We start from the raw sequence: 21083 nt of genomic DNA, 5'->3' as shown, positions 1-21083 counted from the left end.
GAAAGACTGTCTTTTCAGCAATTTCCTGCAAAATAGTAAATGCAGTATTGGCTTTTCGTGCGCAATTTAATCGTTTTGCGGTCAGGTATTTAGCCAGCTCTCGCGAAAATCACGGTTTATTTGAATGCCTGTCAGACGAAGATATAAGGATTTCCTCAAAAATGTTTTAAATAATGCCCTCGACATGTAATTTCAGGCCGTCAGCTGTAACTATTTATATCGGTAACTATTTTCCACATTGCATATCTGTAGAATGGCTACCGCCAAATGGCGAATTCTTATTTTGCCTCTCGGGTAATACCCTTCCCCTACTTAAGAGTTTTAACGTATCCAGGTGGAGATTCAGTAATGCATATAATCATGTTTGACAGGCAGTCAATATTTATTCACGGAATGAAAATCAGCTTACAGCAGCGTATTCCAGGAGTGAGTATTCAGGGCGTCGATCAGGCAGATGAACTGTGGCAAAAACTGGAAAGCTCCCCTGAAGCCTTAGTCATGCTTGATGGCGATCAGGATGGTGAGTTTTGCTACTGGTTACTGCAAAAAACCGTAGTGCAATTTCCTGATGTTAAAGTGTTGATAACGGCGACGGATTGCAGCAAACGATGGTTACAGGAAGTTATCCATTTTAACGTGATGGCAATTGTACCGCGTGATTCAGCCGTCGAGACGTTTGCATTGGCGGTAAATAGCGCGGCAATGGGAATGATGTTTCTGCCCGGAGACTGGCGAACTACACCGGAAAAAGACACAAAAGATCTCAAATCGCTAAGTGCCCGCCAGCGGGAAATTTTAACTATGTTGGCGGCAGGTGAATCAAATAAAGAGATCGGCAGGGCGCTAAATATCAGTACCGGAACGGTTAAAGCGCATCTGGAGTCGCTTTACCGCCGCCTGGAAGTGAAAAACCGCACTCAGGCGGCGATGATGTTAAATATCGCCTCCTGAAGAGGGTAATTTTATAGCCAGCAGGTTGTTCGTGGCTGGCTGTAAAACTATTACGGTTCGCCGTACAAACCTATCAGGCGCCGTACCACACCGTTGGTCCAGCCAAATCCATCCTGCAACGGATATTCGCCCCCGCCGCCCTCACGGGGAATGCCATCGGCAATATGGTATTTCTCGATCAGTTTGTGGTGTTCCAGGTAAAACTGGTTCACTGTCTTCAGCCAGCTACGCGCGATTTCATCACCCAGATAGTCATCGCCGTACATTTTAAATCCCTGAATCGCCATCCACTGCAATGGCGCCCAGCCGTTGGGTTTATCCCACTGTTCTCCGGTTTCATACTCGCTCGCCAGAATCCCTCCCGGCGTCAGTAAACGGCTACGTACTGCGTTTGCCAGGCGATCTGCCTGTTCGTGATTCGCCATGCCCACGTATAACGGCACAATAGCGGCAGCGGAAAAGAGGGCTAACTGCTCGCGCCGCCAGTCGTAATCGCGGTAGATGCCGTTTTCATCATCCCAGAGATAACGGTTAACTGCATCGCGGCGGGCGCTGGCTTTCTGGCGGAACAGCGTTTCTGTCTCTTTCTCACCTTTCAGCGCCGAGATGTTGGCAATGGCGCTCTCCAGTTTAAACAGGAAAGCATTAAGGTCGATGGGGATGAATTGGGTAGTGCGAATGCTTGCCAGACGGCCCGCGTCACGTAGCCAGCGTGATGAGTAATCCCAGCCAGAAGCGGCACCTGCGCGTAAATCGCGATACACCTCGTTAGGCGGGCGACCGGAGTGTTTCGCGGTTTCCACATCTTCCAGCCAGGATTCATCGCGCGGCGTGTCGCGGTCATCCCAATAACGGTTGAGCAGGGCGCCGTCCGGCATCCGCACCACATGGCGATAGGCCTGATTCGGAATCAGTGATTCTGCGCCGTCCATCCAGAAGGCATATTCCATTTTTAGATGATCAAGGTAACGGCGTGCACCGCGCACACCATCTTCTTCAAATAGCTCCACCATTAACGCAAAAACCGGTGGCTGCGAGCGGCTCAAATAATAGGTGCGGTTGCCGTTGGGGATGTGGCCATAGTTTTCTATCATCCAGGCGAAGTTATCGGCCATGCATTTCAGTAAATCCTCACGCCCGCTCTCTGCCAGCCCCAGCATGGTGAAATAGGAATCCCAATAGTAGGTTTCGCTAAAACGGCCCCCCGGGACAATGTACGATTGCGGTAGCGCCAGCAGGGAAGACCAGGGAATATGATCCTGGGGTTCGCGGGTTAACACCGGCCATAGTTGGTCGATATGCTCTTTCAGTGAGTTTTGCGGGTCCGATACATACTCGCTGGAGTAGACTTCCGGCAGCCAGAAGTGCTTTTCAACAAACTGGCGTAAGTCGAAATCGCGATGACGGCGCACTTTACGATAGCGGATTAAGATATCCAGCGGGTCCATTTTGGGGGCGCAGTCAGGGAAGGTTTTGCTGTCAGGGAAAATTTTCGCCGACTGGACATGCTCGAACAGTTCGAGATAACGATCGGCAGGGGTCAGCGCATCAGAGGCGGGTAGCCCCTCAATCATCTCGGGTTCTGGCTCTGCCTCAATCATCTCATCCAGTTTTAATTCATACGGATCCAGCTCATAGCAGAGATCGACTTCGATCATCCGTTCATCTGGATTAAGGTTTTGAATTTTCTGATTGAGCATAAGGATCCGACCTCCGAAATTCGTCTCTAATTATCGGGCTTTCCTTTAAGGGTAGTCATTCGCTACGGTCGATGGGGGATGAAGTGTGCGGAAGATCACGTTTATTAATGTGTCAAAAAATATAACTCCTTAATATACAAAGAAAATGAGTGATAAACGTTTTTTTTTGCAAAATTTCATTTTCGGAACATTCACGCACTCTATGATAAAAGCAAGTACATCGTTGTTGTTACAAATAAGAGTAGCAGTTATCTGTGTAAGAATGCCGAAGGAAGTAAAATCTATTTGGTAATTAAAGAAATAACAGGCATTCCTCAATTATATATTTGAAATTAATTTGGTAATTTCTGGTGTAAATATTAATAGTGCTCTTTTATTATATAAATAAATCAATTTTATGCTTAGGATTTTGTTATTTAAATTATACCCGTAACCCCTTGCGCCCATTCCAGATAAATCCTACTTTTTTATTGCCTTCAAATAAATTTAAGGAGTTCGAAATGGACCAGAAGCTGTTAACGGATTTCCGCTCAGAACTACTCGACTCGCGTTTTGGCGCGAAGGCAATTTCTACTATCGCGGAATCTAAACATTTTCCGCTGCATGAAATGCGTGATGATGTCGCATTTCAAATTATCAATGATGAATTATTTCTCGACGGTAACGCGCGTCAGAATCTGGCAACTTTTTGCCAGACCTGGGACGACGAAAATGTCCATAAATTGATGGATCTGTCGATCAACAAAAACTGGATCGACAAAGAAGAATATCCGCAATCTGCAGCCATCGACCTGCGCTGTGTAAATATGGTTGCTGACCTGTGGCACGCGCCTGCACCGAAAAACGGCCAGGCCGTTGGCACCAACACCATTGGTTCTTCCGAGGCTTGTATGCTCGGCGGGATGGCGATGAAATGGCGTTGGCGCAAGCGTATGGAAGCCGCAGGTAAGCCGACCGATAAACCAAACCTGGTCTGCGGCCCGGTGCAAATCTGCTGGCATAAATTTGCCCGCTACTGGGATGTCGAGCTGCGTGAGATCCCTATGCGTCCCGGTCAGCTATTCATGGATCCGAAACGCATGATTGAGGCCTGCGACGAAAACACCATTGGCGTGGTACCGACTTTCGGCGTGACCTATACCGGTAACTATGAGTTCCCGCAACCGCTGCACGATGCACTGGATAAATTCCAGGCCGACACCGGTATCGACATCGACATGCACATCGACGCCGCCAGCGGTGGTTTCCTTGCGCCGTTCGTGGCGCCGGATATTGTCTGGGACTTCCGCTTGCCGCGCGTGAAATCGATCAGTGCTTCAGGCCATAAATTCGGTCTGGCTCCGCTGGGCTGCGGCTGGGTTATCTGGCGTGACGAAGAAGCGCTGCCGAAAGAACTGGTATTCAACGTTGACTATCTCGGCGGTCAGATTGGTACTTTCGCCATCAACTTCTCCCGTCCGGCAGGTCAGGTGATTGCCCAGTACTATGAATTCCTGCGCCTCGGTCGTGAAGGTTATACCAAAGTACAGAACGCCTCTTACCAGGTTGCTGCTTACCTGGCGGATGAAATCGCCAAACTGGGGCCGTATGAGTTCATCTGTACGGGTCGCCCGGATGAAGGTATCCCGGCGGTGTGCTTCAAACTGAAAGACGGGGAAAATCCAGGATATACCCTGTATGACCTCTCTGAACGTCTGCGTCTGCGCGGCTGGCAGGTTCCGGCATTTACTCTCGGCGGTGAAGCCACCGACATCGTGGTAATGCGCATTATGTGCCGCCGTGGCTTCGAAATGGACTTCGCTGAACTGTTGCTGGAAGACTACAAAGCCTCCCTGAAATACCTCAGCGATCACCCGAAACTGCAGGGCATTGCCCAGCAGAACAGCTTTAAACATACCTGATAACCGAATGTCACCTGCATGCCAGGAGCATGCGGGTGTAATTCATTCACGGTAAAGAAATATATCCTATAAATAAGAGCAGTGGCGTAATGATCAGAATGCTAATTCTGATCATTTTTTGTTTTTTGGGAAAATCATATAATTGAATAATTTGCAATGTAAATTAAACCTTGTGCAAATTACAATAGAATGCATCAGTTATTATTCATATTCGTTATTATTGCTTATTTTTTTCTCTAACACATTGAAAAATAAGTGACCCGGAACAATGCTTCTAACCACTTAGGATGCTATTCTTTTTTTCATTTAAGCTTTGTTTAAGTCGCGATTTGACTTAGGGTGTCGGCGTGCTACATTAAATACAATAATATGTTTCTGTTATAGTGTATTAATGATGCAATCACTACATGGAACTTGTTTAATTGCGTACGCAAAGCATAAATATATTCTTACCATGCAGAATGGTGAATATCGCTGTTTTAACGGTGGTGATTTGGTTTTTGCGGATGCAAACCAGATTTTAGTTGATAAATGTGCAGAGAATGTCGTCTTTGTCACGAGGGAAACACTTTCATTATTTCTCCCGATGCTCAAGGAGGAGGCATTAAATCTTCATGCCTGTAAAAAAGTTCCTTCGTTAATTGTGCATCACTGTACCCGAGATATCCCTGTTTTTCAGGAAGTTGTACAGCTTTCACAGAGTAAAAATCTCCGCTATGGTGAGGTTTTACGTAACAGGGCATTAATATTCGCGATATTGTCGGTTTTTCTTGAAGATGAACAGTTTATAGCGCTACTCATGAATATCCTACAGCCCAATATGCGAACGCGGGTTTGTACGGTTATTAACCGTAATGTCGCTCATGAATGGTCATTGGCGAAAATAGCCAGCGAGTTATTGATGAGTCCTAGTTTGTTAAAGAAAAAATTACGTGAAGAAGAGACGTCTTATTCGCAACTGCTTACCGAATGTAGAATGCGACGCGCGTTACAACTCATTGTAATTCATGGCTTTTCTATAAAGCGAGTAGCCGTGTCGTGTGGCTATAACAGTGTGTCGTATTTTATTTATGTTTTTCGCAATTATTATGGCATGACACCGACAGAGTATCATGAACGAATAGCTGAAAGAGGGTGTGATAACCATCTGATAATGGATATTTGTGTAGCAGAAAAGTGTTGTCACCATGAAAGGATAGTAAGGTTATAATTGCTTTTTGAAGATAAAAAAAACCCGGCATAGGGGACCGGGAAGAGGATAGTCTGCCGTCTCCAGACTAATAAGCCGTTATAACACTCCATGTTGGCACGGGAAACTTTGTGCTCTCAGTGGGTTAAATATAACTTTTGCTGGAGATAAGATCAGCCAATTTTTTATAAACATAAGCTATACACAAATTTAAGATATATCACGCATGCATTTACTTTTTATGGCTTAACTGATATATGCGCTTATGTATGTGATTACTTTTTGGTCCTACCAATTTTGGCAGTTTTGGATTTTTACAGGAGTCATACATCATTTCATTTGTATACTGAAATTGTAATGGTTGTAGTAATGGAATATAAGGGCTTGTCATGACACACGTTTGCTCAGTGATCCTCACCCGCCGTTCATTTGATATTTATCATGAGCAGCAAAAACTCTATTTGCAAAAAGAGAGTATTCTTTTGATGGACAAAAATATGGTGGAGAATTTTCCTTTTGATGAATCCTATGCCCGCAGACTAGATATCGATGAAAGGATCATTAGCCATTATTTGTACAATATCCGTCTTTCGGGTCGGTGTTTAGGGCTGCATGGTAAAAAACGGTTGTTGGTTAACCCAACACCACCAATGCCGCTGGTCACTGCGATATTTGATAGTTTTGCTCAAGAAGATATTGCGTCCAGGACATTAAGTAATATGCTTTACTTTTCCTGCCTTTCGATGTTTTCGCGAAATAAAGAACTTATTCCCTTCCTTTTTAATAGCATTAGTACCGTTTCAGGTAAAGTTGAACGCATTATTAGCTTTGATATAGCCAAACGTTGGTATCTGCGTGATATCGCCGAAAAAATGTATACCAGTGAAAGCTTAATCAAGAAAAAATTGCAGGATGAAAATACCTGCTTCAGTAAAATATTGTTGGCCTCGCGAATGTCGATGGCCAGACGATTGCTCGAGTTACGACAAATCCCGCTGCCGATGGTCGCAGAAAAATGTGGCTATAGTAGTACGTCGTACTTTATTAATACTTTCCGCCAGTACTATGGCGTAACACCGCACCAGTTTGCGCAACAGTCAACAGGGACCTTTAACTGACGGGATTTCTCATTCGAAAGTCGGTCAGGATCTCCCTCCCACTTCATGTGAAAATCTTTCCTCATTAACTCTGCCGGGTCACCGGCAAGTTTGCTTTCGCAGTTTGCAAAACAGTAAACGTATTTTCAGGAGGAAAAGACGCGGCATGTTCAGGATTATTAAGTTTGCAATTCATACAATTACGGGAATTCTGGTCAGTGTCGTGTTGTTTAAATTGATAACCAACGGTTGGAGCGGGTTCTACTTTCAATGCTGTTTACTGAGTCTGATGTTCCTGGCGGTAAGCTGGCTGTTGAGTGGCGAGTGGTTAGCGGGAAAGAGTAAGGCTGAACCCTCACGCTCAACCTTACTCTCGTTTACGCGTTACGCTTTTTTAAAGCGGGCAAAGAGATGTTCGACCACAACGAAAAAGACCGGAACGAAGTAAATCGCCAGCACCGTTGCTGCAAACATCCCCCCCATAACGCCTGTACCTACTGCGTTTTGCGCACCGGAGCCTGCGCCATGACTGATAACCAGCGGCAGTACGCCGAGAATAAAGGCCAGAGAGGTCATCAGGATTGGGCGTAAGCGCATCCGTGCCGCTTCGATAATCGCTTCCATCGGTGTCTTCCCTTCTTTTTGCATCATCTCAACCGCAAACTCGACAATCAGGATGGCGTTCTTGGCGGAAAGCCCAATGGTGGTTAGCAGACCAACCTGGAAGTAGACGTCATTGCTTAAGCCGCGCAGGTCTGTAGCCAGTAACGCGCCAATTACCCCAAGCGGTACGACCAGCATTACCGAGAATGGAATCGACCAGCTTTCATAAAGTGCGGCGAGGGCAAGGAACACCACGACCAGCGAGATGGCATATAGTGCCGGTGCCTGGTTGGAAGATAACGCTTCCTGATATGACAGTCCGGTCCAGGAGTAGCCAACGCCAGTCGGAAGTTTTGCGACCAGATCCGCCATAAATTTCATTGCGTCACCAGTACTTTTTCCTGCCGCCGCTTCACCTAAAATCTCCATTGCTGGAATACCGTTGTAGCGTTCCAGACGTGGTGAGCCGTAGGTCCATTCTGTTGAAGAATAAGCAGAAAGCGGCGCCATCGTGCCGGAGGCGTTGCGCACATACCATTGGTTGATGTTGTCCGGCAGCATACGGAACGGTGTTCCCGCCTGGACATACACTTTTTTCACTCGTCCCTGGTTAAGGAAGTCGTTGACGTAGCTACTGCCGAAGGCGGTAGAGAGGGTCTGGTTGATATCAGACAATTCCACGCCCATTGCTTCGGCTTTCGCGGCGTTGACGTTCACTTTGAACATCGGCGTATCTTCCAGGCCGTTCGGGCGAACCGCTGTTACCTGATCAGGTGATTGTGCTGCCAGCGACAACAACTCGTTTCTCGCCTGGGTCAGCTTTTCATGTCCCAGGTTACCGTTGTCCAGCAGTTCCATATCAAAACCTGACGCTGTCCCCAGTTCTGCTACCGCCGGTAAGTTGAACGGGAAAATAACTGCTTTATTGATGCGGCTAAGAGCCACCATCGCCCGCTGAATAATCGCGGTCACCGAATTTTCTTCGCCGACGCGTTCAGACCACGGCTTCAGGCTGATAAACGCCAGACCGTTGTTTTGCCCCTGGCCGCTGAAACCAAAGCCGCCAACGGTAAACACCGACTGAACATTATTTTTCTCTTTTGTCAGATAGTAATCGGTCACCTGCTGCAGCACTTTAGTGGTGTTAACCATCGTGGAACCTGATGGTAGCTGTGCAGTGGTCATAAATACCCCCTGATCCTCTTCCGGCAAGAAGGAGGTCGGTGTACGCAGAAACAGCACCGCCATCCCGGCACAAATCAGCAGGTAAACCACCATATAACGACCCGTGCAGCGCAGCAGTGAGCGGGTACTGTCGGTATAGTGTTGAGTTGATTTTTCAAACAGATGGTTAAATCGCACAAATAACGCATTCTGTTTGTGACCGCCTTCTGGAACGGCTTTCAAAATGGTGGCGCAAAGGGCAGGCGTTAGACTCATCGCCACAAACACCGAAAGCAACATGGAGGAGATCAGCGTAATGGAGAACTGACGGTAAATTTCCCCGGTCGCACCGCTCATAAAGGCCATTGGCATAAACACCGCGGAAAGCACAACGGCAATCCCGACCAGCGCACGTTGGATTTGCCCCATTGATTTATGCGTCGCTTCCTTCGGCGGCAGCTTATCTTCTGCTATCACGCGCTCGACGTTTTCTACCACCACGATAGCATCATCAACCAGCAACCCTATCGCCAGCACCATCCCGAACATGGTGAGGGTGTTGATGGTAAAACCGACCGCCGACAAAATCGCAAATGTGCCGAGAATAACGACCGGGACGGCAATAGTCGGGATGATCGTAGCGCGAATGTTTTGTAAAAACAGATACATGACCAGGAAGACGAGGATGATGGCCTCAACCAGCGTTTTGAAAACTTCCTGGATTGAAATTTTAATAAATGGTGTCGTGTCGTAAGGATAAACCGTCTTCAGGCTGGCGGGGAAATAGGCCGATAAACGGTTGAGCTCTGCTTTTACCGCCCGCGAGGTATCGAGCGCGTTTGCTCCGGTAGCCAGTTTGATAGCGATCCCGGCGGCAGGTTTGCCGTTATAGCGCGCTACGGTGGAGTAATCTTCCGCTCCCAGCTCGACGCGGGCAACGTCGCGCAGCAGCACTTGTGAACCATCTTGCTGAACTTTCAGCAGGATTTTGCCAAATTCTTCCGGTGTTTGTAGACGTGTCTGCACAATGATCGAGGCGTTCAGTTGTTGGTCTGCCGCCTGTGGCATTCCGCCCAGTTGACCGCCGGAAATCTGGTTGTTCTGTACCTTGATTTGGGAAATAACATCGGCAGGAACAAGGTTGTATTTATTGAGTTTTTGCGGGTCCAGCCAGATACGCATGGCGTACTCTGAACCAAAGAGCTGCACGCTACCGACACCTGCGGTACGACTTAATGGATCTTTAATATTAGAAGCCACATAGTCTGCAATGTCGTACTGATTGAGGCTGCCGTTTTCAGAGATAAACGCTGCCACCATCAGGATATTGCTGCTCGACTTATTGACGCTAATCCCTTGTTGCTGTACTGCTTCGGGGAGTGATGGCATGGCAAGTTGCAGTTTATTCTGCACCTGAACCTGCGCAATATCGGGCGACGTTCCTGTCTCAAAGGTCAGTGTGATGGACGCATTACCCGCAGCATCACTGGTTGATGACATATACATCAGGCCATCAAGTCCATTCATATTTTGCTCAATCACCTGAGTGACTGAATCTTCTACCGTTTGCGCATCAGCACCCGGATAGGTGGCGCTAACGGTGATGGTCGGTGGTGCAATCTGCGGATATTGCGCCACCGGTAAGTTCATGATCGCCAGCCCGCCTGCGAGCATCAAAATAATGGCAAGTACCCAGGCAAAAACCGGGCGATCAATAAAATAGTTAGCCATGAAAGTCCCCTTAAGCCTGCAACGTTATTGTTTCGATTCGGTGCTGGCGTTTTCCTGGCTGGAGGAAATTGCGCGTGCTTTGATACCTGGGCGAATGCGTTGCAAACCGGAAACGATCACCCGATCGCCAGCTTGCAAGCCAGAAGTGACGACCCACTGGTCGCCGATGGCTTTAGTGGCCTCAATTTCGCGTAACTGCACGACATCATCTTTATCAAGAATGAGCGCCGTTGCTTTGCCCTGGGCGTTATGGGTAACGCCTTCCTGCGGCACCAGTAACACATTCTGGCGACTACCTTCATCCACTAATGCTGTGACGTACATGCCTGGCAGTAAGTCGCCATTTGGATTGGGGAAAATCGCGCGCAACGTGACGGAGCCCGTGGTTTCATCCACCGTCGGGTCAGAGAATTTCAGCGTACCGGTCTGGCTGTAACGTTTACCATTTTCCAGATTGAGCTGTACTGGTGTACTGCCCTGAACCTGTTTGATTTGCCCACTGGCGACCTCTTCTTTCATGCGCAAAAAATCCTGCACTGACTGCGTGAGATCGACATAAATCGGGTCCAGACGCTGTACGGTAACCAGTGAATCCGCCTGGTTAGCGGTAACGAGTGCGCCGACGGTCACTGATGATTTCCCGCTGACGCCCGTAATGGGCGAGGTGACATTCGCGTATCGCAGATTGATGGTCGCCTGCTCAACAGCCGCTTTAGCAACGGTGACATTGGCTTCCGCCTCATTCAGCTGGGTGCGCGCGGTGTCGTAATCCTGACGGCTGACGTAGTTGGTTTTCAGCAACGATGCCTGGCGATTAAAGGTAATGCGGGCATTGCTGGCGGTAGAGAGGGCTTTCGCCAGCGAACCTTTGGCTGAGTTCAGCTCTGCCTGCAAGGGCGCAGGGTCAATCTGATACAACGAATCGCCCTGGTTGACTTTATCGCCCTCGATAAAATTGCGTTTAATGATGATGCCACCCACCTGCGGGCGAATCTCAGCAACTTCATAAGGAACAGTTCTGCCGGGCAATTCGCTCATGACATTGATTGAGCCGGGGGAGAGCGTCACCACGCCCACTTCTGGCGTCATGGCGGCAGCATTTTGCGCTGATTTGTCGTCGCATGCGGTGAGAATTACGCCGCAGAATAACAACGGTATTAACAGTTTTCTTTTTCTGTTCATTTTATTCCCTGAAAATTCGTGAAAAATTACGGATTTTTTGAATGTGTGCGGGGAGAGGCATGAGGGATTTACAGACCTGCGGCATAGTGCAGGCCATGGGGATGTATGCCTGTGATGGCGCATGCAGGCCGAGTGACCAATGTGGTGATTTAGATGGCAAAAAAAATGTTGCCGTTCTGCTGACAGTCTCTGCCTGCGTCCGGGCAACGAATGTTTCTACTGGTGGATACATAAACCAGGGGAATAAGTTCGTTTTTGCTTCTCCTTTGGTTATCACCGGGAGTAATGGAGTCAGCATTTGCATCCCTCGTCATGCCAGCCGTCAATTTCAGGCACTTATCGCTGGGCCACATCAACGCCTTCTTAAAAATAAGAAGAGATCCCCAGAGTCACGATGTCGCTCATACGTCTAAGTTTCAGCTTGTACATAATATTGAATTTCTGGATCTTTAATGTCTGCTGCGAAATTTTCAGTGTTGACGTGATATTACTTTCATTTTTGTTCTTCAGGATTAATTGCATAATTTTGAATTGATTATGCGAGAAACATAATTGAGAATTCTTATGAGGCAAGTGTTTTCCATAAGTAATATCAATCAGATTTTTAATGCTTTCTTTACGGCTGATAAAAAAGATAGGCGACTGACTTTTAAGTTTGCTGATGTGGTAAGGTGCCAGAACAATGATTCTTTCAGCATCTAACTTCTCAAGAAACTTAATCGCTTCTTCATCAAGGATATGATTATGATAGGTATCAATGATCACCTTGAATGGTTTGTTACCTATGCTTTTTATCTCTGACAGGGAATTGATTTTTATCATTTCGTGATTATCTTTCAACTGCAAAAAGCCCTGTAAAAGAAAAGAATCCTTCGTCATGAGAAAAATCATAACTTGCTCCTTAGCCGTCATTGTTTCGAACATGTCATCCTTTTCATTATTTACATCCATGTCCGAATTCGTTGTTCAATATAGTAAACGCCTATAAGAACGTTGCCCTTCGTGAACTAATACGTCTATTAACACTAATCAAAACTTGAGATTTATCCATCACGCACTCCATATATTGATCCTAGGTAACATTCCTGGGTGTTATAAATTTGTTAGTGCTAACAAGAAATTAACAACTCCCATATTTTCACCAAGAATAAGTTATCAATTTAAAGTTTGTGATTTCTGAATGATAAAACTAAAATAAAAAAGTAATCCGATTTAAATATCGAGTCTCCTTGTTTCTACTTAAGCTGGCAATTGGATTGCCAGCTTTCTTTTTAATTTTTCAGGAAAATTAACATCAACTGAATTAATTACCTTCTTATTGAGCCAATGCTTGCAAAATCTTGATTTCATTTTCCCACAGCACTTTTAAACATTAAACCTGACTACAGAAAATATCAGCCATGATAATGTTCGAAATGGCTAATTTGCTGTGAAATTTATAAAACCATAAAGGTTTCAGCGAGTTGTTTAATGAGTCGCACGGTAATTATTTCAACGATGGTTTATGTTTTGCCCTGGTGGCTATATGAAGTGAGAGTGTTACATGCCTCATAGTCACTATGAGTGATTATGAGGCGGTGTGGGAAATACTGTGTCGACGGTCTGATATTGATTATTTTTTAACGAATAAACTAGCGAAGCTAAACAAGCTGGCAGCGCTGAATATTAGTTCTATCCCCACCAGTGTAGAAACTAGTGTTACAGAAACCATTGGCGTTGCACCCAGGAATATCCATGCGATGATGATATCCAGGATACCAATGACTAGTTGTAGCCAGCTGCCTTTCATTGAACGCTGGCGATACCAGCTCATCAAGCGAATAACCCCAGCGACACAAAACAAGCCAGCAATAAACGCCGCAATAGCAAAAATTCCCAGTTCTGGTGCGCGGATGAAGAAATAGCCGATCAACAAATAGGCGACAGCGACAAGGAAGCCGGATAATACAGGCCAGAAATTATGACTCCGGTTGCTGAATAAACCGACAATAAGCGCAATGCCTGAGCAGATTAATAATGCGCCAACGACCGTGCTAAGGATATCGCCAGAGACAAACGGGAAGCTTATACACAGCAAACCGACAATAAACAGTAGCACAGCAATAAACTGGATTGCTCTCCGATGCTTCTTAAGCATATCCAGGTCAAATTTCAAAATTGTTGCCTTATCTATATATAACATAGAACCGCCCTATAAATTTAAGAAGAAAAACCCCTGCTATCAATCTATGCCAAAAATGCATCCAGGAATGCATGTGATTTAATAAAAATTTCCTAATTAATGTGTCCAACACCCATGTAACTTGTTGTATTTAAATAAAAATATCTGATTTTGATATTTTATCTCAACATGACATACCCAAAAAACCAGGTTATAACCTCAATGTCGAAATTGATTCGTGACGGCTCTTTCACTTTATAGTTGAGGATATTACGATGAAAAAAGTATTAGGTGTAATTCTTGGTGGCCTGCTTCTTCTGCCAGTTGTGAGCAATGCCGCGGATGCACAAAAAGCAGCTGACAATAAAAAACCTGTCAACTCCTGGACCTGTGAAGATTTCCTGGCTGTGGACGAATCCTTCCAGCCGACTGCAGTCGGTTTTGCTGAAGCACTGAATAACAAAGATAAACCAGAAGATGCGGTTATGGATGTTCAGGGCATTGCAACCGTAACCCCAGCTATCGTTCAGGCTTGTACTCAGGATAAACAAGCCAGCTTTAAAGATAAAGTTAAAGGCGAATGGGACAAGATTAAGAAAGATATGTAATTCATGGAATGCGTTGCATCGTATTTCCTTGAATATTGAACAGGCAGGAATACCTCGCGTTAAAAGCAGATAATCCTCCTGTTCATATATACTTTATTTGTTGAATGGGTTGTAAAATGAATATTTCATCTCTACGTAAAGCCATGATTTTCGTTGGCGCTGTAGCGGCACTTTCACTGGTTAATGCACAATCTGCACTGGCTGCTAATGAATCTGCTAAAGATATGACTTGTCAGGAATTTATTGACCTGAACCCAAAAGCGATGACACCGGTTGCATGGTGGATGCTGCATGAGGAAACGGTTTACAAAGGTGGTGATACTGTAACCTTAAATGAAACTGATCTGACTCAGATTCCTAAAGTGATTGAATATTGTAAGAAAAATCCGCAGAAAAATTTGTATACCTTCAAAGATAAATTGGCAAATGTCCTGCCGAATTAACAGGAATAAAGCAAAAAGGAGTAGCAAGTTGAGCCATCTTGCTGCTCCTTTTTGCATTTTTATATGACTGCAGAATTTATTATTCGTCTAATCCTGGCTGCTATTGCCTGTGGTGCTATTGGCATGGAAAGGCAAATCCGCGGCAAAGGGGCAGGGCTTCGTACACATGTCTTAATCGGTATGGGTAGCGCCCTGTTTATGATTGTGTCGAAATATGGTTTCGCTGATGTGCTGGCGCTTGATCACGTCGGGCTTGATCCCAGCCGTATTGCCGCTCAGGTTGTCACTGGCGTCGGTTTTATAGGCGCGGGTAATATCCTCGTTCGTAATCAAAATATTGTCGGCCTCACCACCGCTGCGGATATCTGGGTAACAGCAGCAATCGGTATGGTGATTGGTAGCGGCATGTATGAGCTGGGGATTTACGGTTCTGTAATGACCTTGTTGGTACTGGAAGTCTTCCATCAATTAACTTTCCGGCTGATGAACAAGAATTACCATTTACAGCTGACGTTGGTGAACGGTAATACGCTGTCGATGCTCAACTGGTTTAAACAACAAAAAATAAAAACTGATTTAGTTTCGTTGCAAGAAAATGAAGATCATGAGGTGGTTTCCATTGATATTCAGCTTCATGCCACGACGTCGATAGACGACCTGTTGCGATTATTAAAAGGCATGGCAGGGGTGAAAGGCGTTTCAATTAGCTAATCTGTATCGCTATTTATTCGGCAGGAGTACCAGAGCGGTACTCCTGTTGGTTTAATGATCGAGGACGATCAGTGGTGAGTGGTTGGCAGGATCTTTTAGCACGGTAATATCCGCGCCGTAGAGCATAGTCAGCGCCTGCTGTGTCAACACGTCCTGCGGTTTACCATTGGCGATAACCTTTCCTTTTTGCATCAATACAACACGGTCGGCATAGCGGGCGGCAAGATTAAGATCGTGCAATACACAGCAGACGTTGAATTGCCGTTCGCGAACTAACTGGCGTAATAAACGAAACAGATGCTGCTGATGATGAATATCCAGCGCCGACGTTGGTTCATCAAGAAATAACCATTTCGGCGAGGGTATTGCTTCCCAAAGTTGTACCAGCAGGCGCGCTAATTGCACACGCTGTTGTTCACCGCCGGATAATTGCCGATAGTCGCGGTTTGCTAACGCCTGACAGTCGCATAGCGCCATTATCTGTGCCGTTTCATCCCCCTGATTACCGGTACGATGCGGATGGCGCCCCATCTGGATCACTTCTTGTACGCTGAATGGAAACGCCATATGGCTATTCTGACGCATCACGGCCCGGTGTTTCGCCAGTTCGGTAATTGACCATTCATTTAATGGCTTATTAAATAAGCGGCATTCACCGCTATCAGGTTGAAGATAGCCGGTGAGCTGGCGAAGCAACGTAGATTTTCCCGCACCATTAGGGCCGAGAATGGCAACAATTTCCCCGCCGGGAAAAGTCAGCGAGACATTGTCAGTCAGGCGTCGCCCATGAAGGCTATAAACCAGGTTCCGGGCGCTAATCATGCGATCCTCCGGTTGCGCAGAATCAACCACATGAAATACGGACCGCCAAGCAGGCTGGTTAGTAATCCTACAGGCATTTCTGCGGGCTGTACCAGTGTGCGGGCAAGCGTGTCTGCCATCAGTAATAAGCAGGCTCCGGCAAGGGCAGAGCAAGGAATTAGCCAGCGATGATTTGCTCCGGTTGTCATGCGAATCAGATGCGGGATCACCAGGCCTATAAAGCCGATAATGCCGCTTACCGATACGGCAGCGCCAACGAGCAGTGAGCTAATCAACAGTAATTGTTGGCGTTTACGCTTTACGTTCACGCCGAGGTAATGGGCTTCTTCATCACCAAGTTGCAGCAAATTCAGCGTTCCGGCGAGACACGTTGTTGCCATAATGGCGGGCAGAATGAAGGAACTGGCAACCAATAACGTTGGCCATTGCGCCTGACCGAGATTGCCCATCATCCACAACGTGAGTTGTCGTAGCTGTTGCTCATCGCCGATATAGCTCAGTATGCCGATCGCTGCGCCGCACAGGGCATTGATGGCGATACCGGCGAGTAACAATTGCATCATGCTGCCATCGCGATGGCGCTGCGTGATGAGAAAAATGATGGTGCAGACCACTAAACTTCCGGCGATGGCAAACACCATTTGTTCATAAAGCACCAGCACCACGGGGAAGGAAAAGGGCAGCACAATAGCAACGCCGACCATTAATGCCGAACCGCTGCTGACGCCGAGCAATCCAGGGTCAGCCATGGGGTTGCGAAAAAGCCCCTGCATAATTACCCCTGCGGTTGCCAACGCTGCACCTACCAGCACCGCCAGCAAAACCCGTGGTAGACGAATATTGAGCCAGATATCGCGGTATTCCTCATCAAAAAGGGCATCAAAACTGATCTTTAACGCTCCCTGACTGGCACCGAACAGCACCAGAGCTAGCAATAATAGTGATAGCCCCATAAAGACCCTGGAGGAAGAGAGTGAATCCTTGAGCACGCAAAACTCCGTTATGACGTTGCGGCGCGGAGAGTCTGCGCCGCATGGGATTACGCCGGTTTCAGGTCCGGTTCAATCAGACTGTAGATCTGCTTGTTGAGTGCTGGCGCGTTTGCCAGTTCATGAATGTGTGCGGCGACATCGGCACGGTGAACAAAGCCATGACACTCCTGATTTTGTATCCGTTGTGCTTTGCCTGTTGCTGCGCCGTCAAGCAGACCGCCAGGGCGGAGAATGGCGTAGTCTAGCTGGCTGGTTTGCAGCCAGCTTTCTGCCAGTGTCTTTTCGCGCACCGCCTGGCCAAACGCGGCTTTTGCCCGATCCGATAAGAACGGCCAACTATCGCCGCATCCCAAAGAAGTCACCAGAATTATGCGACGGATGCCTGCTTTTTCGGCCTCATCAATCACCGTTCTGTGGGCCAGATAATCCTGTGCGCCGCCCATTGTTGAGATGATAAGTGCTTGCGGACCAGCCGCGCGGCAGGCGGCTGCGACTACGCTGGCATCACAGGCGTCGCCTGTAAAAACCTGTACACCTTGTTGCGCCAGTTGAGCCGCAGCGTCTGCACGGCGAACGACAGCGACGACCGGACGTTGTTCTGCCAGCGCCAGTTCAAGCGTTCTGGCGCCCACACCTTTTCCGCCCGCACCAAAGAGTAGCCAGGGTGTCATCAGGCGTGTTCCTTCAACGATGCTGCCAGAGCATGGAAGGCGCTGACTTGTTCGCTCAGGAGCTGACGATGGTCATCCCTGCCGAGGAAGATTTTCAGCATGGCGCTGCCTTCTTTGTTGAAAAAGAGAATGGATGCGGTGTCCATGCCCATAAATTTACGTTCGATTAAGGCAATATGCGTGCAGTTTTCTGCTTTGATATGCCCGGACATGCCGTGCTTTCCACGCAGATTGAAATAGCCGTGGCGGTGGAAACCCGAAGGCAGTTCGCCGCTAAATTCGAGGATCACATCGGCAGTATGCACCAGCGTGGTGACGTTGCCCCATTCGCAGACGGTATCCCAGACAGTATCGAATTTATCGCCTGACACAACAGTCGGAGAGGGCAGATTTTTCACTACCTCCAGCAGCGTGGTGTTGTATTGTTCGGCGATCGCCTCCAGCGTACCGTCTGGTTCCGTTTTCAAAAATTCCTGTAACGAGACATGGCTCATAAATCACTCCTGTTATGGTTTTTCAAGCGCAATCGCTGGCGCATTAAGTACCTGAATCAGTTCATTAAGAGACTGCAAAATGTTGCTTGCCCAGAAACGACCTTCATTGGTCAATCGCAGGCACGTTGAAGCATCGCGGCTTAAGCCTTTTTGGTGCCACTGGGCCAGTAATGGTGCGAGTTTTTCGGCATGTGGCGTAAGTTCGTCCAGCGGTACACGCGCCGTTTCAATGCCCGATTGCAAGGTATGACGCCACTGCGCGTTACGTTCAGCGTTACGCATGATCATCATCAGCGGTTTTTTGCCTGCCGCGACGGATTCATGCCAGGTCTGCAGATTGCGTTCGTTCATCCAGGAGTAACCATTAATCGAACCACCTGCGCCGGAACCAAAGGCCAGACAATCGGCACCTTGTTTTATCAGCAGGTTATAGAGATTGCGTTCGCGTGTGGTACGGCCCCAGTGGCTGTTACTGATGCAGCGCCAACCGGCATCGTCCATAAAATCACACCCTTGCAGGTAAAGATCGCGACGCTCCGCCGGAGAGGGCACGGTAGTGCGCCCGTTTTCCACGGCTTTGCCCAGTGGCGTGTTGGGCAGGACGTTGAGCGCATAGAGGTCGACGCCGTCAAGACCGATATCGCGGGCAATAGCCAGATCTTCTCCCCAGGTTTGCGCATCCTGACCTGGCAGGCCAAACAGCAGGTCACAGACCACCGCAGCACGGTCGCGTTTGACCAGGCTTTCCATAAACGCAATGGCGGTTGGACCATCCGAGGTGCGGGCCATTTTCTTGCGGATTTTGCTGTTAAACGACTGAATACCAATTGAGAAGCGGTTTGCTCCCGCATCAAGGCAAGCGTCGATTCGGTCAGCGTCAAAATTCAGTACCCGGCCTTCAATGGTGATTTCACAATCGGGTGCCAGTGGTAATTTCTCTCGTAGTGTGGTGATGATTCTTGCCAAATCGCGCGCGGAGAGTGCGGAAGGCGTACCGCCACCGAAATAGACCGCATGGATGGGCGCGGACTGATGCAATACGCTGTCTGCCTCCTGTTCGATTTCTCGAATCAGGGCATCGGTATAATGAGCACACGCATCTTCATTAAAACGATTCTGATAAAAACCACAAAACGTGCAGTGTGTCGCGCAAAAAGGAATATGAAGATAAACCAGTCGCTTACGAGGTGAGGTTGTTTGACTGATCATCTCTTGCCAGGTCTGTGCCAGTTGTTCTTTGGCGACCGGAATGGCCCCACGAAACGGCATCATGGCACGCCTGTCTTTAAATGGCTGGTCACCGTCTAAAGCAAAATGAGGCGTGAGATCCAGGGTGTTTTTCATGTTCATACGTCTGATTTAAATCCGTTTATTGCGGCCAAAGTTGCTGGTGTAAAGACTCAACGACATCAGCAATACGCGGGCCCATTCCCAGAATCAGGTTTTGATCAACGGTGATAATGCGCTGGTTCTTCCAGGCGGCGGTGTGGGTAATTCCGGCAATAGAACGTAGCCGGTTAATATCGCCATCGACCATTTGTGAGGTGACGACAATCACTTCAGGGTTAGCCGCAATCAGCGATTCCGCGCTGTAGCTTTTGTACTGCTGGTGGGTAGCGACGTTTTCTGCGCCGGCAAGCGACAGAATGGCGTCCGCGACGCTGCCTTTACCGGCGACCTGTGGCGTACTTCCGCCTGCGGAGAGAATAAACATGGCTTTAACCGGGGCTTTTTTGGCCGCCACGTTTTGCTGTACTCGCTCCAGGCGTTGGCTGATTTGTGTCACCAGCGCCTCGCCTTGTTCAGGAACCTGTAGCGTTTTTTCCAGTTGGCGAATGTTGGCGTACATCTGCTCAAGGGTGGCTGGTACACGCGGCAGAGTGACGACGTTGACCTTTTGCGCCCGCAGTTGGTCGAGCACAATTTGCGGTCCTGCATCCTGCCAGGTAATTACGCTATCCGGGCGAAGTGACAAAATGCCTTCGCTGCTGAGTTGTTTCCAGTAGCCAATATGCGGCAGTTTGGCGGTTTCTGGTGGATAAGATGTCGTTTCATCGACACCCACCACGCGCTCGCCAGCACCCATCGCGTAGATTAGCTCCGTCAGTGATCCTCCAGCGACCACAATGCGTTCGGCAGCCGTTGCGCTAAAAGCCCAGCTAAGAGCCAGTACTGCCGTAAACAATTTTTTTCGTTTTACCGCAGTCTTCGCGGCAGAGGCCACGGCTGAAATACATAACGTTAGTGGGGAAAAAAGATACGGCCTGTTGGTGATCCTTGGCATCATATGAGAACTCTTATCGAATTGAGAATGATCATGATTATCATTTGAGTTATATATGAAACACAACCGTCGATTCAATACGCAAGGCGTTACAAGCGTATTTATTTTTGATTTTTATCAAGATGCTTCGTCAGCTAACGTTCTTGTTACCGACAAAATTTCAGGGCGGGAAAAAGCTGAGATCTCCGAGATATCGCGGCTTGCAGAGCAAAGAGAAAAGAAAATTATCGCGGTTAACGACAACGTTTCGTTATGAGGTCGTGGGGGACTGCCACAAGAAAAAAATGGTTTTCTGGATACAGGATAGCTTTCATAACCCCCTGTTTATTGTGTTAATGGCGGTTAAAAAAAAGCTTGATCATAAAAAATTGATCGATAA

The 21083-nt window shown here is 47.6% G+C and carries 19 protein-coding genes and 1 pseudogene; 9 read left to right on the top strand and 11 right to left on the bottom strand.

Going from position 1 to position 21083, the window contains the following annotated elements:
- Positions 1 to 348: 348 nt before the first annotated feature.
- The gene (locus CRI63_RS10825) at positions 349 to 951 is read left to right on the top strand and encodes a response regulator transcription factor (protein WP_064527789.1); all 603 of its coding nucleotides are present in this window, start codon (positions 349 to 351) and stop codon (positions 949 to 951) included.
- 50 nt (positions 952 to 1001) lie between these two features.
- Here CRI63_RS10825 and CRI63_RS10820 read toward each other — a convergent pair whose 3' ends face one another.
- Positions 1002 to 2651 (bottom strand): alpha,alpha-trehalase, encoded by a 1650-nt coding sequence (locus CRI63_RS10820; protein ID WP_135487082.1) that lies wholly within the window; start codon positions 2649 to 2651, stop codon positions 1002 to 1004.
- 500 nt (positions 2652 to 3151) lie between these two features.
- On the opposite strand from CRI63_RS10820, the gene CRI63_RS10815 reads away from it, so the two are divergent.
- From CRI63_RS10815 to gadW, 3 genes are all read left to right on the top strand, one after another.
- On the top strand, positions 3152 to 4552 hold the full coding sequence (locus tag CRI63_RS10815) for a glutamate decarboxylase (RefSeq protein ID WP_135381088.1): 1401 nt from the start codon (positions 3152 to 3154) through the stop codon (positions 4550 to 4552).
- A 394-nt stretch (positions 4553 to 4946) separates the two neighbouring features.
- Positions 4947 to 5762 carry a DNA-binding transcriptional regulator GadX gene (gene gadX / locus CRI63_RS10810; RefSeq protein WP_135519600.1) on the top strand — a complete coding sequence of 272 codons (816 nt, stop codon included), beginning with the start codon at positions 4947 to 4949 and terminating at the stop codon, positions 5760 to 5762.
- Between the two features lie 368 nt (positions 5763 to 6130).
- Positions 6131 to 6859 carry an acid resistance transcriptional activator GadW gene (gene gadW, locus CRI63_RS10805; protein ID WP_135519508.1) on the top strand — a complete coding sequence of 243 codons (729 nt, stop codon included), beginning with the start codon at positions 6131 to 6133 and terminating at the stop codon, positions 6857 to 6859.
- Between the two features lie 363 nt (positions 6860 to 7222).
- Here the strand turns inward: gadW and mdtF are convergent, their stop codons facing one another.
- The gene (gene mdtF, locus CRI63_RS10800) at positions 7223 to 10336 is read right to left on the bottom strand and encodes a multidrug efflux pump RND permease MdtF (RefSeq protein ID WP_135405394.1); all 3114 of its coding nucleotides are present in this window, start codon (positions 10334 to 10336) and stop codon (positions 7223 to 7225) included.
- Between the two features lie 24 nt (positions 10337 to 10360).
- Positions 10361 to 11470: a multidrug transporter subunit MdtE gene (gene mdtE / locus CRI63_RS10795; RefSeq protein ID WP_346763493.1), complete on the bottom strand. Its 1110-nt coding sequence runs from the start codon at positions 11468 to 11470 to the stop codon at positions 10361 to 10363.
- Between the two features lie 107 nt (positions 11471 to 11577).
- Here mdtE and CRI63_RS24830 point away from each other — a divergent pair.
- Positions 11578 to 11862 (top strand): annotated as a pseudogene (locus tag CRI63_RS24830) (hypothetical protein); the annotation flags it as partial.
- Between the two features lie 19 nt (positions 11863 to 11881).
- Here CRI63_RS24830 and gadE read toward each other — a convergent pair.
- Together gadE and hdeD are read right to left on the bottom strand one after the other, a co-directional pair.
- Positions 11882 to 12409, bottom strand: coding sequence for an acid resistance transcriptional activator GadE (gadE, locus tag CRI63_RS10785; RefSeq protein ID WP_064527778.1), 528 nt, complete (start codon positions 12407 to 12409; stop codon positions 11882 to 11884).
- Between the two features lie 721 nt (positions 12410 to 13130).
- On the bottom strand, positions 13131 to 13700 hold the full coding sequence (gene hdeD / locus CRI63_RS10780) for an acid-resistance protein HdeD (RefSeq protein WP_130221293.1): 570 nt from the start codon (positions 13698 to 13700) through the stop codon (positions 13131 to 13133).
- Between the two features lie 254 nt (positions 13701 to 13954).
- Between hdeD and hdeA the strand changes: the two genes are divergently transcribed.
- From hdeA to CRI63_RS10765, 3 genes are all read left to right on the top strand, one after another.
- On the top strand, positions 13955 to 14287 hold the full coding sequence (gene hdeA, locus CRI63_RS10775; protein WP_130209189.1) for an acid-activated periplasmic chaperone HdeA: 333 nt from the start codon (positions 13955 to 13957) through the stop codon (positions 14285 to 14287).
- 116 nt (positions 14288 to 14403) lie between these two features.
- Positions 14404 to 14730, top strand: a complete 327-nt coding sequence (gene hdeB, locus CRI63_RS10770) for an acid-activated periplasmic chaperone HdeB (protein ID WP_130209187.1) — start codon at positions 14404 to 14406, stop codon at positions 14728 to 14730.
- A 63-nt stretch (positions 14731 to 14793) separates the two neighbouring features.
- On the top strand, positions 14794 to 15441 hold the full coding sequence (locus CRI63_RS10765; RefSeq protein ID WP_135519504.1) for an MgtC/SapB family protein: 648 nt from the start codon (positions 14794 to 14796) through the stop codon (positions 15439 to 15441).
- A 51-nt stretch (positions 15442 to 15492) separates the two neighbouring features.
- Here CRI63_RS10765 and CRI63_RS10760 read toward each other — a convergent pair whose 3' ends face one another.
- The 6 genes from CRI63_RS10760 to shuT are packed head-to-tail and all read right to left on the bottom strand — an operon-like array spanning position 15493 to position 20704.
- Positions 15493 to 16263 carry a heme ABC transporter ATP-binding protein gene (locus CRI63_RS10760; RefSeq protein ID WP_135519502.1) on the bottom strand — a complete coding sequence of 257 codons (771 nt, stop codon included), beginning with the start codon at positions 16261 to 16263 and terminating at the stop codon, positions 15493 to 15495.
- Positions 16260 to 17252, bottom strand: a complete 993-nt coding sequence (gene shuU, locus CRI63_RS10755) for a heme ABC transporter permease ShuU/ChuU (protein ID WP_217355974.1) — start codon at positions 17250 to 17252, stop codon at positions 16260 to 16262. Before shuU ends, CRI63_RS10760 begins: the two co-directional genes overlap by 4 nt.
- 50 nt (positions 17253 to 17302) lie before the next feature.
- Positions 17303 to 17926, bottom strand: coding sequence for an anaerobilin reductase (chuY, locus tag CRI63_RS10750; protein ID WP_135519500.1), 624 nt, complete (start codon positions 17924 to 17926; stop codon positions 17303 to 17305).
- On the bottom strand, positions 17926 to 18420 hold the full coding sequence (gene hutX, locus CRI63_RS10745) for a heme utilization cystosolic carrier protein HutX (RefSeq protein WP_000020032.1): 495 nt from the start codon (positions 18418 to 18420) through the stop codon (positions 17926 to 17928). Before hutX ends, chuY begins: the two co-directional genes overlap by 1 nt.
- A gap of 12 nt (positions 18421 to 18432) precedes the next feature.
- Positions 18433 to 19770 (bottom strand): heme anaerobic degradation radical SAM methyltransferase ChuW/HutW, encoded by a 1338-nt coding sequence (gene hutW, locus CRI63_RS10740; RefSeq protein WP_130260993.1) that lies wholly within the window; start codon positions 19768 to 19770, stop codon positions 18433 to 18435.
- Positions 19771 to 19789: 19 nt separating this feature from the next.
- On the bottom strand, positions 19790 to 20704 hold the full coding sequence (shuT, locus tag CRI63_RS10735) for a heme ABC transporter substrate-binding protein ShuT (protein WP_135519598.1): 915 nt from the start codon (positions 20702 to 20704) through the stop codon (positions 19790 to 19792).
- A 55-nt stretch (positions 20705 to 20759) separates the two neighbouring features.
- Between shuT and CRI63_RS23930 the strand changes: the two genes are divergently transcribed.
- Complete coding sequence (locus tag CRI63_RS23930; protein WP_165383523.1) at positions 20760 to 20960, top strand: hypothetical protein; 201 nt, start codon at positions 20760 to 20762, stop codon at positions 20958 to 20960.
- The last annotated feature ends 123 nt before the right edge of the window (positions 20961 to 21083 follow it).

Source organism: Escherichia sp. E2661 (genome assembly GCF_004745185.1).
Classification (GTDB): Bacteria; Pseudomonadota; Gammaproteobacteria; order Enterobacterales; family Enterobacteriaceae; genus Escherichia.
This window is presented reverse-complemented; position numbering and strand designations above follow the sequence as displayed.

Coding starts and splice junctions, on each gene's coding strand:
- CRI63_RS10825 (WP_064527789.1), top strand. CDS start 349: ATGCATATAATCATGTTTGACAGGCAGTCAATATTTATTCACGGAATG.
- CRI63_RS10820 (WP_135487082.1), bottom strand. CDS start 2,651: ATGCTCAATCAGAAAATTCAAAACCTTAATCCAGATGAACGGATGATC.
- CRI63_RS10815 (WP_135381088.1), top strand. CDS start 3,152: ATGGACCAGAAGCTGTTAACGGATTTCCGCTCAGAACTACTCGACTCG.
- gadX (WP_135519600.1), top strand. CDS start 4,947: ATGCAATCACTACATGGAACTTGTTTAATTGCGTACGCAAAGCATAAA.
- gadW (WP_135519508.1), top strand. CDS start 6,131: ATGACACACGTTTGCTCAGTGATCCTCACCCGCCGTTCATTTGATATT.
- mdtF (WP_135405394.1), bottom strand. CDS start 10,336: ATGGCTAACTATTTTATTGATCGCCCGGTTTTTGCCTGGGTACTTGCC.
- gadE (WP_064527778.1), bottom strand. CDS start 12,409: ATGATTTTTCTCATGACGAAGGATTCTTTTCTTTTACAGGGCTTTTTG.
- hdeD (WP_130221293.1), bottom strand. CDS start 13,700: ATGTTATATATAGATAAGGCAACAATTTTGAAATTTGACCTGGATATG.
- hdeA (WP_130209189.1), top strand. CDS start 13,955: ATGAAAAAAGTATTAGGTGTAATTCTTGGTGGCCTGCTTCTTCTGCCA.
- hdeB (WP_130209187.1), top strand. CDS start 14,404: ATGAATATTTCATCTCTACGTAAAGCCATGATTTTCGTTGGCGCTGTA.
- CRI63_RS10765 (WP_135519504.1), top strand. CDS start 14,794: ATGACTGCAGAATTTATTATTCGTCTAATCCTGGCTGCTATTGCCTGT.
- CRI63_RS10760 (WP_135519502.1), bottom strand. CDS start 16,263: ATGATTAGCGCCCGGAACCTGGTTTATAGCCTTCATGGGCGACGCCTG.
- chuY (WP_135519500.1), bottom strand. CDS start 17,926: ATGACACCCTGGCTACTCTTTGGTGCGGGCGGAAAAGGTGTGGGCGCC.
- hutX (WP_000020032.1), bottom strand. CDS start 18,420: ATGAGCCATGTCTCGTTACAGGAATTTTTGAAAACGGAACCAGACGGT.
- hutW (WP_130260993.1), bottom strand. CDS start 19,770: ATGAACATGAAAAACACCCTGGATCTCACGCCTCATTTTGCTTTAGAC.
- shuT (WP_135519598.1), bottom strand. CDS start 20,704: ATGCCAAGGATCACCAACAGGCCGTATCTTTTTTCCCCACTAACGTTA.
- CRI63_RS23930 (WP_165383523.1), top strand. CDS start 20,760: ATGAAACACAACCGTCGATTCAATACGCAAGGCGTTACAAGCGTATTT.